9 protein-coding genes are annotated in these 15,345 nt (G+C 25.3%); all 9 read right to left on the bottom strand.

Annotation, left to right across the window (positions count from 1 at the left end; translation table 4 throughout):
- Window position 1 precedes the first annotated feature (1 nt).
- On the bottom strand, window positions 2–1,036 hold the full coding sequence (locus tag ACQW0Y_RS00550; RefSeq protein WP_427867256.1) for a carbohydrate ABC transporter permease: 1,035 nt from the start codon (window positions 1,034–1,036) through the stop codon (window positions 2–4).
- The gene (locus ACQW0Y_RS00545; RefSeq protein ID WP_427867255.1) at window positions 978–2,003 is read right to left on the bottom strand and encodes a carbohydrate ABC transporter permease; all 1,026 of its coding nucleotides are present in this window, start codon (window positions 2,001–2,003) and stop codon (window positions 978–980) included. The genes ACQW0Y_RS00550 and ACQW0Y_RS00545 overlap by 59 nt, the downstream gene beginning before the upstream one ends.
- Complete coding sequence (locus ACQW0Y_RS00540; RefSeq protein ID WP_427867254.1) at window positions 2,003–3,949, bottom strand: ATP-binding cassette domain-containing protein; 1,947 nt, start codon at window positions 3,947–3,949, stop codon at window positions 2,003–2,005. The genes ACQW0Y_RS00545 and ACQW0Y_RS00540 overlap by 1 nt, the downstream gene beginning before the upstream one ends.
- 12 nt (window positions 3,950–3,961) lie before the next feature.
- On the bottom strand, window positions 3,962–4,921 hold the full coding sequence (locus ACQW0Y_RS00535; protein ID WP_427867253.1) for a thermonuclease family protein: 960 nt from the start codon (window positions 4,919–4,921) through the stop codon (window positions 3,962–3,964).
- Between the two features lie 49 nt (window positions 4,922–4,970).
- Window positions 4,971–7,103 (bottom strand): P68 family surface lipoprotein, encoded by a 2,133-nt coding sequence (locus ACQW0Y_RS00530; protein WP_427867252.1) that lies wholly within the window; start codon window positions 7,101–7,103, stop codon window positions 4,971–4,973.
- 191 nt (window positions 7,104–7,294) lie between these two features.
- Window positions 7,295–8,170 (bottom strand): hypothetical protein, encoded by an 876-nt coding sequence (locus tag ACQW0Y_RS00525; protein ID WP_427867251.1) that lies wholly within the window; start codon window positions 8,168–8,170, stop codon window positions 7,295–7,297.
- A 17-nt stretch (window positions 8,171–8,187) separates the two neighbouring features.
- On the bottom strand, window positions 8,188–9,144 hold the full coding sequence (locus ACQW0Y_RS00520; protein ID WP_427867250.1) for an MAG4530 family protein: 957 nt from the start codon (window positions 9,142–9,144) through the stop codon (window positions 8,188–8,190).
- 450 nt (window positions 9,145–9,594) lie between these two features.
- Entirely contained in the window at window positions 9,595–10,839 is a 1,245-nt protein-coding gene (locus ACQW0Y_RS00515) for a hypothetical protein (protein WP_427867249.1), read from the bottom strand.
- Window positions 10,769–15,331 (bottom strand): hypothetical protein, encoded by a 4,563-nt coding sequence (locus ACQW0Y_RS00510; protein ID WP_427867248.1) that lies wholly within the window; start codon window positions 15,329–15,331, stop codon window positions 10,769–10,771. Before ACQW0Y_RS00510 ends, ACQW0Y_RS00515 begins: the two co-directional genes overlap by 71 nt.
- Window positions 15,332–15,345: the final 14 nt, after the last annotated feature.

Below are 15,345 nucleotides of genomic sequence, written 5' to 3'. Positions count from 1 at the left end.
TTTATCCTTTTGTAGCATTTCCTTGTCTTGAAATAGCAGCCATTATTCTCTTTCTTAAAATAAAGTATACAACTATCATAGGAACAACAGCTAATAATGTAGCAGCCATTCTTACTGATAAAATAGTTTGAATTTGTCCTGGGGCTACTTCATGTTTACCTGTTGTAAATAATCACAAGTTAATTGGTGCATAATATCCTGATGTTTCACCAGGTGCTGAATCTCATAATAATGCTGGTCATGTATATGAGTTTCATGATGCTAAAGCAGTCAAAATAATAACTGTTCATGTTGTTGCTTTAACCATTGGTAGAGCAATATTGAAGAAATATTTTAATCCACTAGCACCATCAAGCATTGAAGATTCCTTAACTGAGTTAGGAATAGCCTCAAAAGCATTTTTGTACATATAAGCATTAAAGATTGATGTAGCAAACGGAACTATCATTGAAACAATTATTAATGGATTTTTTTGTCCAATTCATCCCGCTTTAGATACTAAGGTATATTGTAAAGAAATAAGTGTAATTTCTGGTATAACCATTAATGATAATAGCATTCCAAAAAATGCTTGTTTTCCTCTTCAATTTCTCATTGATAATGCATAGCCTAAAGAAATTGCAAAAAATAATCTAACTACAACTGATACAGATGTAAAACCTGCTGTAAATACTAAAGATTGTAAATATCCTTCTTTAATTGATTTCGAAAAGTTTGATCAATTAAGGCTTGTTCCTAAAAAACCTCTAAACTCTTTACCTGCTTGAATATATTTTGAGTGATCAAATGGTCATCAAGCAATTTTGAATCCTTGGTCCTCATAAAATTTAGGATCAACTAATGATTGTTCAATCATAAAATAGAATGGAAGAATTATTAATAAACTAAAAAACGTTAAAATCGAAATCTTAAATGATCAAGAAAATATTTTTCCCCATACATTAGTTGTGCTGTATGGTTTTGTCATTAATTCTTGTTTAGATTTTAAAACTGATTTTTCTCTTTTGTATCTCAGCTTTAAGCTTGTTAATAACATTTTTTTCTCCTAACTTAATTTTTAGTTTATAAATTGATGAAACTGATTTTTTTAGAGTATATGAAACAAAAATACCTAAAATAAATAGAAATACTGAGGCTGCCATGGCTCTTCCAAAACCTGTAGCCGCAAATCTTACTGATTGAAAAATATAAATTAAAAGAGTTGTTCCATTTTCAGCTATAGCTTGGCTGGCATCATTGTTATATAAGGCCAATGGAAAGACTTTAATACCATTAATAATTCCAATAGTAAATAAAAATGATATTGTTTTTTGAATTGATGGTAATGTAATTTTAAAAAATTGTTTTGAACTTGAGGCACCATCTATTGCTGAAGATTTATATAAGTCAGGATTAACCGAAAGCATTGCAGTTGTAAGAATTAAAACTTGAAATGCCAATCCTCCTCAAATACCTCTAATTAAAATAACAATAAATGGGTTTCATCTATTTCCACTACCATATAGTAATGGGAAAATAGCACCTTCTGTTGATTTACCAAATAAAGCAGTGAAGGTTAGAGAAATAGCAACTGCTCCAGTCATATATGGTAAGAAAAATACAGTTTGTCAGAAACTTCTTGCATATTTTCTTACAATCATTGAAATAGCTGAACTTATCAAAATTGAAATTGATAATCCAATAGGTAATGCAACTACTGCATATAACAATGAGTTAACAATTGCAACTTGAAATTTAGGATCATTTAAAATTCCAACTTTTCCAGATTTTGAAGATAATTCATAATAATTACCTATTGATCAACCATAAGAAGTAAAAGTGGTTTGTGATCTGAAAGAACCTATAATAACAAATATAAATGGAATAATTACCATAAAAAGTAAAACAAATATTGAAGGTAGCATTAATACAAAAGGTTTTCAAAATGGTGTTCTTGTATTTAAAATGCTTAATGCTTCACCTGTTTTTTTAATACGGTATTTTTTTCAAAAATATGTATTCATTAAATTCTTTCCTTTGAATCTACATCAAACATATGGTAAAGTTCTTCTCTTTTGATACGTAATTTAACGTTTTCCCCAATTTCATACTTAGTTTTATTACCTAAGAAAACGTTAGCAATTCTATCAATATCTTTAATATAAATTTGTGCTTGAATTTCTTTTCCTAAATATTCAACCAATCTAATGTCACCAGTGATGATTCCATTTTCATCTTCTACTAAAGATTCTCCACGGAAACCTAAATCAATTGTTTCTTTATTGTAGTTTTTAGGTGCTTTTGTTAATTTTTGACCTGCATAGTAAACATATCCATTTTTTACAGGTGTTTCAAAAATTGTCATTTCAGGCATACCTAAGAATTTAGCAACAAATTCATTTTTAGGAGTTAAATATAATTCCATTGGTGCTCCAATTTGTTGAACCTTAGCAGTTGACATACAAATAATCTTATCGCTAATAGACATAGCTTCTTCTTGATCATGAGTAACAAAAACTGTTGTTATTCCTAATTCTTGTTGAATTGAACGTATTCATTTTCTTGTTGAGATACGTAATTTTGCGTCTAAGTTCGACAACGGTTCGTCTAGTAAAAGAATTTTTGGTTTTTTAACAATAGCTCTAGCAATAGCAACACGTTGTTGTTGGCCACCAGATAATTGTGTAGGTCTTTTACCTAAATTCTTTGTAATTTCAACTCTTTGAGCAACATCTAAAACATCTCTAACAATAGCCTCTTCAATTGTTAAAACATCCTTACCTAAAATTTTAATTTCTTTTTGTATTTCTTCTGGTAATAAAAGAATTAATTCGTTTAAAGATTTCTTAAAATTAAAAGTTTTAACATTGTTTTGTTCTAGAATAGGGAACAGTAATTCTTTAACTATAGTTGAATATTCAGATTCTGTAATTTTTTTAACAGAACTTAAACGAGCTTTTATTTCCTTTATTTCTTGATTTAAAGGATCTATTTTTTGAATAGAAAGTTTTTCTTGTAATTTTTGTTTAGCAATTCTTATTTTTTCGTTGTACTCTTTTTTAGTTGAATTGTATTCTAAAACATATTGTTTCTTTAGTTCTGAAATTCTTTCTTTTAATTGTTTTTTGATATCAGAAATTGCTAATTTATTTTTTGATTTTATTTCTGAAACCTGTAAACTATAATTTGAAGTATTTTTTAAAAGTACTGATTTTTCTTTTTCTTCTTTAATAACAGAAATGTTTTTAATTAGTTCTTTATTTAAAATATCAATATCGTTTTTTGCATTATTCTTTTCTTCTTTAATATTTTTTAAAACATTTTTAGTTAAGTTTGACAATAATGCTGTTTTCTTAGTAAGAATAAAATTATATTCATTTAATTCATTATCAATGATATTATTATATGCTGTTTTTAATTCAGTTAAATAATTTCTTGTTTCTTTTGGGTTATCAATAGTGTGATATAGTTTTGTTCTAGTTTCAGAAATTTTAGCCTCAGGAACATTAAAATGTTTGAAAATTAATTCAAATATTTTTTGTTGAGCTAATTTTGATTTTTCGATTGTTTCTTCTTTTCAATGTTTATCATTCATTAATGGAAATGCGATATTGTCATAAACTGTCATATGAGGATATAACGCATAATTTTGAAATACTAATCCAAGTTCCCTTTGTTGCGGTGAAAACTTAGTAACATCAACTCCTGAGAAAAATAATTTTCCAGAAGTAGGACGTAGTAAACCTGATATTGCGTTAAGAGTTGTTGTTTTACCAGAACCAGAAGGTCCTAATAAAGTAACTAACTCTCCCTTTTCAATGACAAAAGAAGCATTATCTACTGCTAACGATTCACCAAAGTCAATGACTAAATCTTTAACTTCGATTGCAGGCACTAATTTTTTTGCTTGATAACGTTCTTTTGAAAAGCTATGAATATCACTTTGTGTTAATTCTTTTGCTTTTTTCATTTTTTTCCTTTTTTATTTTTGTTTTATTGATTTTAAAAATTCATAAATATTATTTTTAGGATTACCAAATTTTGCTCTGTTTTTCTTTTCAATGTTAAATGGATATAAAAATTGATATGCATCACTCATTAATGTTGAACCATGAGCAATATATTCTTTTGCTAAATCCATTGGTAAATTAAATTTAATGTTAATTTGTTGATTGTTTAAAGTAATATTAACACCTTCATTAACATAAAAACCTTTTTTATTAATATAACCATGGTTAAATGCACGCGCTACAAATGGTAATAAGTATGATTTAACTGAAGATTTATCAATGTTATTAAAATCACTAATAAAAGCTGTTAAGTCATTATTATTAATTCTTGGTAATGTTCATCCATTAGCTAGCATATCGATACTAAAATTCTTTTTAAAACCTTCTCCAAAAAACAAGTAAGCAATTTTTCTATCATAAGAACCATCTGTTCAATTGTCAGAAATTAATCTTACGTTAGTTCCAGGCTTTAAAATAGTATCAACATATTGACTATCTATATTTGAAAGTTTCTTTTCTCTCTCAGTAACATCTTTAACATTTTGTTCTAAAGTATCAATTAAAGGTATTCTGACTTTTACCTTATCACCGACATTAAAAGCTTTATTGCTTTCTACCAATTTATTTTCAATTAAAACCTCAACTGTATCTCCATCAAAAATTCTTGTAATCTTTCCATCAACAGCAGAAAATTTTTCTCATAATGTTTTTGAAACAATCCGCTTTTCCCTTGTTTCAAAATTTATAATTTCTTCTGTTTCAATTGTAGTATCAAAAATGCTACCAACTTCATCTATTTTTTCTTTTTCAATTACAAAAGTATTATTTAAATTTAAATTATCAAAAAATTCTTGATTCTCATTTGAACATGAAATAGCCACAAAAGGTATTGATATAATTGGAGTTGTTAGAAATAAAGATATTTTTTTCATAATTTCCTTTGTTAAAAAACAACACAATAATGTGCGTTTTTTATTTTAATTATTTAAATAATTCGTTTATTTTTAGTAAAAATTGTTCAAATGTAACTGTTTGTTTGTTTGAAACAGCTCCGGTAATTGTTCTACCAGCTGTTCCAATAGCGTCTCTTAAACTATCTGATAAAACAGATGAAACATCTTCTGCAGCTTGATATTCATTAGGATTTGTACTAATTAATTTAAAGTTTTTATAAGCAATAAATGATGCTCTATTTAATTGTTTGCCTACTTCTTCATCAGTTTGTGAAAAATAAGAAACTGTTGGAGAAATGTATGAACCATATCTATTAAATCCATCAATGGCTTTTATGTTATTAAATGTAGTAGCTTTATCACCTGATCCAAAAGTTAATGAGTTAATATTTTCTTTAAATAATCATTCCACAAATAAAGTTGTGGCTTTATCTTCTCTTTCGTTAGCATGAATTAAAACTAATGATGGACCTTGAATAAATACAGATTTCTTATCTTCAGATGATTTTACTAATGGGGTACTGATATGATAAGATTCATCAAAATTTAATAATTTATCTGATGATAATTTTTCCTCTTTAATAATTGATTTATCAATTAATACATATTTTTTAGCATTATCTTTAAAAATTTCACCCAATTGAACAACTTTTGTTTTTTGTTCATCCTGTAATTCAATTTTTTTATCTTTTGAAAGAATTAAATTATTACCATCAAAATCAGCTTCCAATAATCTTAAATTAACATTTTCATCAAATTTAGAAGTAACTTTAGTTTGAGATTCAGAATCCTTAAATTGTCTATCAAATTTGCCGACTTTTTGACCTTCAGAAAGTTCATAAGCATAAATATTGTTTGTATATTTTCCTGATTTGAATTTTAAAACAATATTTTTTGCAGTTTCTTCATCTGTTGGTTTAGATAACTTAATTGGAGGTTGAATGACGTTTTTAAGATCATTAATATAGAATGTGCTTTTTTGCTCAGCTGTTTCATTAACAAAAGTATGACCATAACCGGCAGTTGAACCAATACTAATAGCCATTTTGTGTTTGGTTAGTAAATTTGACCCATAAGATCCGCCTCCACCTATTCACAATGCTCCTGTTTCAATACCATCATAAATTGTTTTTAAAAGTTCTCTAAATAAATTATTTTGCGCAGTTCCTTTTTCTTGAAATGAATGGTAATCATAACCACCAGTTATAATATGTTCTGGAGAAGGAGTAATATATTGTTTTGATTTATCTCCCTTTGATTTTGCAACGTTCATAACATTAATTACTGATGCTAAAGAGTCAATACCAATAATAGGTTTTGTTAAATCATTTGGATATAATCTTTTAGCAGCTATTGCAAACTTAATTAATGAATCATATTCATAAAACATTTGATCAGATAAAGTTAAACTCATTTCTTTAATTGCTTTATGGGCAGCAGTAATATCTTTTGCCTTTGAATTTTCTCAATCCTTATCAACTTGAGCTGAATCGGTTGCTTGTTTTTTTTCATAAGAATCAATAAATAAATTTATTAATTTAATTTTATCTTCTCCGCTTTCGGTAACAACTCCATCAACTGCTTTTAATTCCTTTAATAACTTACCTAATACAATCATATTAATTGATTGCATTTCAGAAGAACGTGAAAATGGAATAACTCATTTTTCTTGTTTTTCAACATTTCCACCAATTTCATCATTAACGTGTTTAAAAGCTTCTTCTATTCCTAATCCATTATAAACCTCTTCAGAAACAGATAAATTCATATCATGTTGAGCTAGAATAGAAGCTGCGGTTGGATAATTAACCATAATATTTCAAAAGTCTGCTTGTTCTTTAGCATTCAATTTTGTACTTAATGTACCTGTACTATATCCGTTAGGTTGAAAATGAATTCCAACAGGTAAGTATCCTTTATTAATTTTTTCTAATTTTTCTTCATCTGAACCAGAATTTAATCACTCATTGTATGCAGCAACAATTGTTTTTAATCCAACACCTTGATTACCATTTTCTGAAAAACCAGTAGCAATCTTTAAAATTCCATCATCATGTTGTTCAAATCTTGCAGTTGATGTTCCACATGAAGCCGATGCTAAAGGAAGTGCTAAGGCTGTTAAACCACTAACCGATAGCAAAATTTTATTTATTTTTTTCACATTTCGCCTTTCATATTTTTAGTAAATTGCAATAAAAAACACAACAAGAATTAGTTAAACTAATTCTCGCTGTGAAGTTGTGAAATCTAAGTTATTAATTTTGTAATTCACATAATAATTGTATTATATTTTTTATTTATAAAATAAAAATAATTTTAATCATTACAAAAATATAGAAAGGGTTTGGTTAATTAATTATAATGATTTGTATTTTTTATTATATCTTCTCGATACTTAGCCATACTTATTTTATATTCATTATCAAATAAGCTAATATAATTGTTAATATTCCTATTTATTATTGTATATCAAATTCCATATGTTTCTTGAACAACTGTTTTTTGCGTATAGTGAATAAAAGTAATTATTTCAGTTAAATTATCCTTATTTTTTATTTTTAATCTTATATGAGTAAAATATGGTAAAACTTTTTGATAATATGTATTTGATCTACTCTCAAAATAGTTTATTACATGATGTAATATTTTAACTGTATAATCAATGCTTTTTTTACAAATATGTATAATTTTACCTACTGTTGTAGTAGACATAGCTTTTGTTACTCCATCAAAAAGCTTTGAAATTTTATAAATATGGTCTAAAGTGTCTTTATATCAATCTCCAGCATAATATTCATATCATTCAATATCTTTCTGAACTTTTTCAAAAAGTTTTGCATAATTGACAAAATTTTTAAATTTTATTTCGCCTGCATCAATAATGTCTAATTTAGTAAAAAGTTCGTTTTGTATTCTCTTAAATAATTCATTATTTATATCAATTAATATATTTTCAACATATGAACTAGTTCTAAATTTTCTATTTTTTGTTGGATTAGTTTTTTTAGGAATTCTTTCTCTTTCTATCTTTTTTAATCTTTCAATTATTTTATTTTTTTCATCTTCTGTTAAATTTTCATTATTATATTTTTTATCTAATTCGTTATCCAAAATTATTTTATCTAGTTTTTGCTCATTTTCTTCTATTGCGGCCTTAAGTAAACTTTTGGCAATTTCTATTTGTTTTTCAAATGTTTGATCTGATTGAATTTGTGTGTTAACTATCATTTAATTCTCCTATTAAATTATTTTTTCAATTTAAATAATAAATAACACCTTATATCTAAAGGGTTATATTGTAATTTTTGAGCCATGTTCTTTGAAAAAATATCAAACTCTTTTCAAAAATCTGGTTTTAAGTTGTTGTTTACATAATATTCACGAAGATTATTATTTTTATCATTATTTAATATTTCATTTCATATTTTTTCTTTATTAGATAATAACTTAGAAATTTTAGATATTCTTTCTTTAATTTTTTCATCGAAAACTTTTTCAAGATAATTTCCCTTAACAAAAAAGTTAAAAAAGTTCATATTTAATAGATTTAATCAATAATTGTTTTTAAAAATTATTTCAAGTGATAAGTTCACGTTTTTTATCTGTGTTGTAATTCTTTTTTTATAAGGAAAAAAGTAATAAACAAAATAATTACTTAATAATAAATAGTTTAATGATTCATTCACTCTTTTTATGTCTTTAAATTTATTCTCATAGTTTGAAAATAATCATATAATATCGATGATTATTGTCAATATTTTTGAATTATCTTCTTTTTTCAATAAATGTTCCATTAATTGAAACAATTTCATAGCAATTTGTCAAAATAAATTACATTTTTTTATTATTCCACTATTATCAACATATTTATCTAAAATGACTTTGGTTGGCAATATTTCTATTTTAACTTTATTACATTGACACCTAATATAAGAAATATCAAAAATATCAACTAAAAACTCAAAACTTGATATGTTTTCTCTAAATTTTTTTAAATTTGTTGTCGGGTCAGAAAAAAGCAAATCAATATCATTAGGGTTTCTTCAAAATGGCTTATTTAGAAATGCTAAGGATGCACTGCCCTGCAAAACAACGTTCTCTTTTAATTTTTCAATTATTTTAACAGTCTTATTTTTATTATATTTTTCAATTGTATTATTTACAAAAACTTTAGTATTTTTTATAAATAAGATTTTTGACAATTTGTTTAATACAAAAATATGATTAAAAAAGTTATTCTCTAAAGTTTTTCTATTAATAAAAATTACTATAGAAAAAATGAGAATAACCTTAAATAAAATAAGAAAATTTAAAATTGTTTGAATAACAATAAAATATAAATTTAAATTAGTAAATACCAAGTTTAAAACAAAAGAAATAAATAATTCTATAAAGATTATTAAAATTACAAAAATTAATCTTTTAAATATATTGTGATATTATTTGTCAATTAAGCTATTTCAATAGATGTTACTAACTCTTATTTTAAATCTGTTTAAATTCATATACATTTAATTATATATTTCACATTTTTTAAAAATTATAAAATTTTATAAACTCAAATTTTTATACATTTTTTGTACTAAATATAATAAAAAAGTAAAATCAAAGTTTTAAATTTGACTTTACTTTTTGTTATGTTTATCTAATAATTAAGATTTTAATATGTTTTGATAATCAGTTTCACTTTTTTCTAGTTGTGTTTTAATTCTTTCAATTTCAATATCTAGATCATCGTCTTCCATTTTTCATCTTTGATTATTTAAATTATTACCAACAAAAAATGTATTTAGTTCTTGATCTAGTCTATTTTTTAAATCATTAAATTTGTCACCACCGTCGATTGCATTTTGAATTAGCAAGTTATATTTTTGATGATATTCTACGATTTTATTCATTTTTTGTTGACGTTTTTTAAATGATTTATAAATGGTTACAACTTCATTATCTAATTTTGATATTTGGGTTTTATAGAATTCTTCTGTTTTTAAACTTTGTTCTTCGACTCCATCTTTTATTGATGATAATTTTTCTTCAATATTTTTAGCAAAAACCCCTGTTGGATCTTCGCTTCTAACATCTTTTTCTTGTTTTTCGGCTATCAATAAAGCTTTTTCTCAATCTTTTTTGGATTTTTCTAATTTTATTTTTTCAAAACTTTCTCTTAATTCAGAAACACCCGAATTATATAATGAGCTCTTTTTTGAAATTTCTTCCTGTAAATTCGCTTGATTAATATATTCTTTAATTTCATCAAATTTATTTTTTAAAATTTCTTTAATATTTTGATGTTCTTCACTTAATAAATCATCATCTAAATATTTTTGAACTTCTGATTTTAAAATAAATCAAAGGTTTTCAGCTTTTAAAAAATCTTCATTATCATAATTTCATTCTTCAACCATTTTTTTAACATTTTCAACAACTTGATCAATTTCATCTAGTCTATTATTTAATTCTGATTGAGACAATTTTCTTAATTCTTCTTGTTTTTCTGGAGAAACATATTGCTTACTTATTTTATTAATTTTCTTAGCTAGATTTTCAAAATCTAGTTCATAAGCTTTACGTTCAAAGCTTGTTAATCAATTATCATAAAATACAATTCGAGAATCAGTTAAGTCACGACCTATTTTTAAGTCTTTAGCCGAAAGGTAAACTGATTCTAACTGATCTATCATTCCTTCGTAGAATGTTTTATCTTTATTCGACTCATTTCTAACTATTTCTTCGATGTCGGAAATTTGTACATCTAAAACTCTTTTAATATCGTGATATAAAAATTTACTTAAATCCTTGTTTGAAAATTTTTTAACCTCTTCTAATTTATTTTGATAATCCTTGCCTAGCGGTAGATGAATTCCCTGATTCCTGGGCATCTTTTCCGGCTTTTTCATTTTGGGCATGACGTAATCATTGATTTAATTCCGCTTCTTTTTGATCAAATAATTCTTTGGTACCTGGTGATGAAATTACGTCATTTTCTATTTCGTCAATTTTACTTTGTAATTCATTTTTTATTTGTAAATATTTAGGTTGGTTAAGTTGTTCTTGAATATAATTTTGAGCATTTTGCTTTGCTACTTCATATCTATTTCTTGCTTCATTAATTTCTAAACCTAAATTATCAATATCATAACGACGATTTCTTGCATTTTGTACCGCTTCTTTTAATGCTGAAATTTTTTGATTTCAAAAGTCTTCGGTTTTAGATTCTGCTGAAGCTTCAGAAACCTCGTTTTCTATTTGCGCAATTTTACTTTTTAATTCTTCTCTAATTTCTGAGTAGTTTGTTTCAATTATGTCAGTATCTGCAAAATTATTAGCTTCATTTAATTTTTTTTCATAAAGATTTTTAAAATGGTCTTTTTCTTCAGATTCAGATGATTGTTGGTCTAAAAATCTTTTTTGATTCAAAACTTCTTCATACGCTCCAAATAAAATACTTAAAGCACTTCTTATATCATGTAAAGTATTTAATTCGTTTTCAGCATCTGCTTTTTTATTTTCTAATTTTTCTTTTAGGTTTTTGTAAATATCTTTTGTACCTAATTCAACTAGTAATTCATCTACTTTTATCTTAAGAGTATTATATCTATTAGTTAATTTAATTAACTCAATTTCTTCACTAAGTTGTGCAGCTTTATTAACTATTTCAGAAATTCTTTTTTGTAAATCGGCATTATTTAAACTAGCGTGTTTTACTAATTCATCATCATTAAATACTCTTTCAATTTCACTTTGAATTTTTGTATGAATGTCAGTTAATTCAGAATCATTTTTAGATCATTTTTCTAAAACTTCATATTTTTCTTTAACTTCAAGTAGTTTATTTCATAAAGATTCTCTAAATTGTACTTGACTTGGTGTTTCTACTAAAAGTTCATCTAATAATTTAATTCCTTGGTCAATTGATTCAGGATTTGTTTTATCTAAACTATTTTTAATTTCTTCAATTCTTTGTAATAGATAATCTCTGAAATATGCATTTCTGAACGCACCCATAATTTCTGAACGATAAGCTTTAACTTCTAACTCTTTATTTCTAAGTGCTTCTCATTTTGTTTTAGCTAATTTGGCTAGATCAAATTTTTCTTTAGTTTCTTCAATTAAATCTTCTAATTTTTCAGTTGCAGATTGATAATCTTCTTTTGAAGAAGAATCTAAAATTGTTGCTTTAATTGCATCAACTTTTGAATCAAAATCATTTTTTAATTCTGAATAATCTTGTGAACCTAATTCATTAGATAAAATTTTTGCTGCATTAACTTGTGCTTCATATTTAGCCTTAGCATCTTCTAAACTTTGATTTTCTTTATCTTTAGCTCTTTTTGCTTCTTTTGCTTCTTTAATTGCATTCTGAATTTTTAAAGTGGCTGCTTGATAGTCATTTTTAGTTGATGAAGTATTAATTCCTTGTGAAGCACCTTCAATTTCTTGACTTAATTTTTGTTTAATTTCATTATATGCACCATTTTCACCTAATTTTCCAACTAAATCTTCTGCAGATTTTTTAGCTGTTTCATAAGTAGATTTTGCTTTTGCTAATTCGGCTTGTTCAAGGTCTTTTTCTTTTTTACCTTTTTTTGATAATTCTAGAGCTTCTTCTAAAGCGGGGTTTTGTTCACTAAATCCAATATAATTACTTTTTTCAATTTTTTCTTCACAATCAAAAATTTTTCTTTCTAACTCGATTTTGATATCGTTGTAAATTTCATTTTTACTTAATTCTTGGATTAATGCTTCCGCATCTTTTTTTAGATCTAAATATTTACTAATTGAAATTAATAAAGTTTCAGCGACTGATTCAATATAAATTACTCTATTTCTTAAGTAATCAATTTTTTGTTTTCTTGCATCATGTGTTAATGCAGAAAGTGTTTCCTTAGCTTTAGGTCTAAAATTATCTTTAATTAATCATTGAACTTGATCTTTAATATAAGAGTAATATTTGGTATCAGCAATACTCTTATCTAATTTATTTGCTCTTTCAACAAGTTCATCAAATTCAGATAATCTTAAATCTTTTTCTTCTTTATCTTTTCTAGCTTGATCTAATGCTTTATTTAATTTATCAATTTTGTCTTGATAAAATTCTTTTGTTTTTTGATCTTCACTAGAATTATTTACTCCCTCTTCAACTGCTTGTGTTTTTTGTTCTAATTGATCTTTTTCATAGTTATAAATTTCTTTATCAGAATTTAAATCATTATTAGCATAATCTTTAGCTTCTTTTAATTTATCCTCATAAAGTTTTTTCATTCCTTCTGGAGAATTAAGTTGTTGATCTTTAGCTTGAATTTCAGCTATTGCTTGCGCTAAAGCATTGCTTAATTCTTGAGCTGCTGAATCATAAGAAGTTTTAGTATTACCAGAAGCCATTGCTTCTGCTAATTCTTTTTTAGAAACTAATTTATTTTTAATTTCTTTGTAGTGTTCTTTATTAATTGAGTTATCTATTTCAGATAATTTTTCATTAACTAATTTAAGTTGTTGTAAATAATTTTGTTTAGCCTCTAATAAATCGAATTCCTCTTGAAATGCTAAAATATTAGCAACAAGGTCATTTACAGTTTGTTCTAAAACTTGGTTATTTGCTAAACCATGATTCGTTAATTCATCATTAGGGAATAATTCATTAAATTTAGTATTAATTTTCGCTTTTAAATCATTTAAATGATCTTTACCTTCTACATTTTGTTTTAATGTTTCTAATTTAGCTTTTTCATCTAATAATTGTTGTCATAAATTATCTCTAATAGCAGCTTTGCTTTGAGCATGTGTTAAGAAATTATCTAAATCTCTAGTTGCTTTTTGCAATGCCGAAATATTTTCTAAATCAATTGTAGTTTGAATAGAGTTAATTTGATTTTCTAATTGGTTAGAAATTGAACCATATTTTAAATTAGCAGAAATTTCATTTTTATATTGTAATGCTTCATTTAACTTTTGTTCATATAAAGTTTTAGCTGATTCTAGTTGTTCTAAATTGTTTTTTCTTTCTTCAGTTTTTTCTTTTATAACTTCAACTAAATCTTCTAATTTTCCGGTAGCGTCTTGATAATCTTTTTTAGTTGATGTATCAGTTATACCATTTTTAATTTCAGCTATTTTTTGATCTAATTCGGCTTTAATATCTTCATATTTTGGCTTATTTAGTTCATTTGATAAATCTTCGGCTTTTTTCAATTGTGATTTATAAGCAGCTTTTACTTGATCTAAGTTTTGCATTTCGTTATTTAATTCACGTTTTGCTTCTTTAGCTGTTTGAATTGCATTTTCTAAATTAGTTATTGCATTTTCGTAATCAACTTTGGTTGAATTTTCATTTAAACCAGAATCAATATTATTTAGTTGTTCAGTTAAATTATCTTTAATATCTTTATAAATAGGATCAACGCTTAATTCTTCAATAAGTTTTTCAGCTTTTGCTTTCTTTGCTTTATATGCATTTTTAGCATTTTCTAATTCAACTAATTCACGGTCTTTTGATTCTCTATCTTGTCTTGCTGTTTCAATAGCTTCACTTAAGTTTGAAGTTGCGTTTTGGAATGATTCTTTTGTTTGATTTGTTATAACTAAATTAGCAGCTTCAGAAATCTTTTGTTCTAATGCGTTTTTAATATCGTTATATTCGGGTTTAGTTTTTAATTCTTCAACTAAAGCTTTTGCTTCTTGAAGTTTATTATTAAAGTTATTAATTGCATCTTCTAAAGTTTCATTTTGATTATCTATCGCAGTTTTTTCATTATTAGCAACTTCAATTGCTTTATTTAATTTCTCAGTTGCAGCTTTGTAATCTTCTTTTGAACTGTTGTCATTAATATTCTTTGTTGCATCAGCGATAGCTTTTTCTAATTTGTCTTTAACAGTTTTATATTTGTCATCTGTTAATTTAGATGCTAAATCTTCTGCAGATTTTTTAGCTTTTTCATAGTCTTTTTTTGCTTTATCTAAAGAACTGTCATTATTATCAATTTGTTCTTTATCTTTTTTAACTTCTTCAATAGCTTTGCTTAAATTATCAGTTTGTTTATCATAATCTTCTGCTTTACTATCTTTAGTTATATTTTTATTTGCTTCATCTAGTGCATCTTGTAGTTTTTTTCTAATATCTTTATATTTAGGATCTTGTAGTTTATCTATAAGTTCCTTAGTCTCATTTACTTTTTCCCCGAATTTCTTTTTTGAAAGTTCTAATTTATTTTCTGGGGTAGATTTTGGTTTTTTCAAAATTCCAACAACTGTGGTAGCTAGCGCTGCTGTGGCTGCTGCTGTTAAGAATGTTAAACCAATTATAATTTTCTTGATTTTTTCAATTTTACCTCTCAAATTATGTGTTTGTCTGTTGTATTTTGCAAAATATATTTTTTCAAACTTATTGTACACTAATTTTAATTTAT

The sequence above is a fragment of the Mycoplasmopsis arginini genome (assembly GCF_965278885.1).
GTDB classification, from domain to species: domain Bacteria; phylum Bacillota_I; class Bacilli_A; order Mycoplasmatales; family Metamycoplasmataceae; genus Metamycoplasma; species Metamycoplasma arginini_B.
The sequence above is the reverse complement of the archived record's forward strand: the minus strand, read 5'-3'. Positions and strand labels throughout refer to the sequence as shown.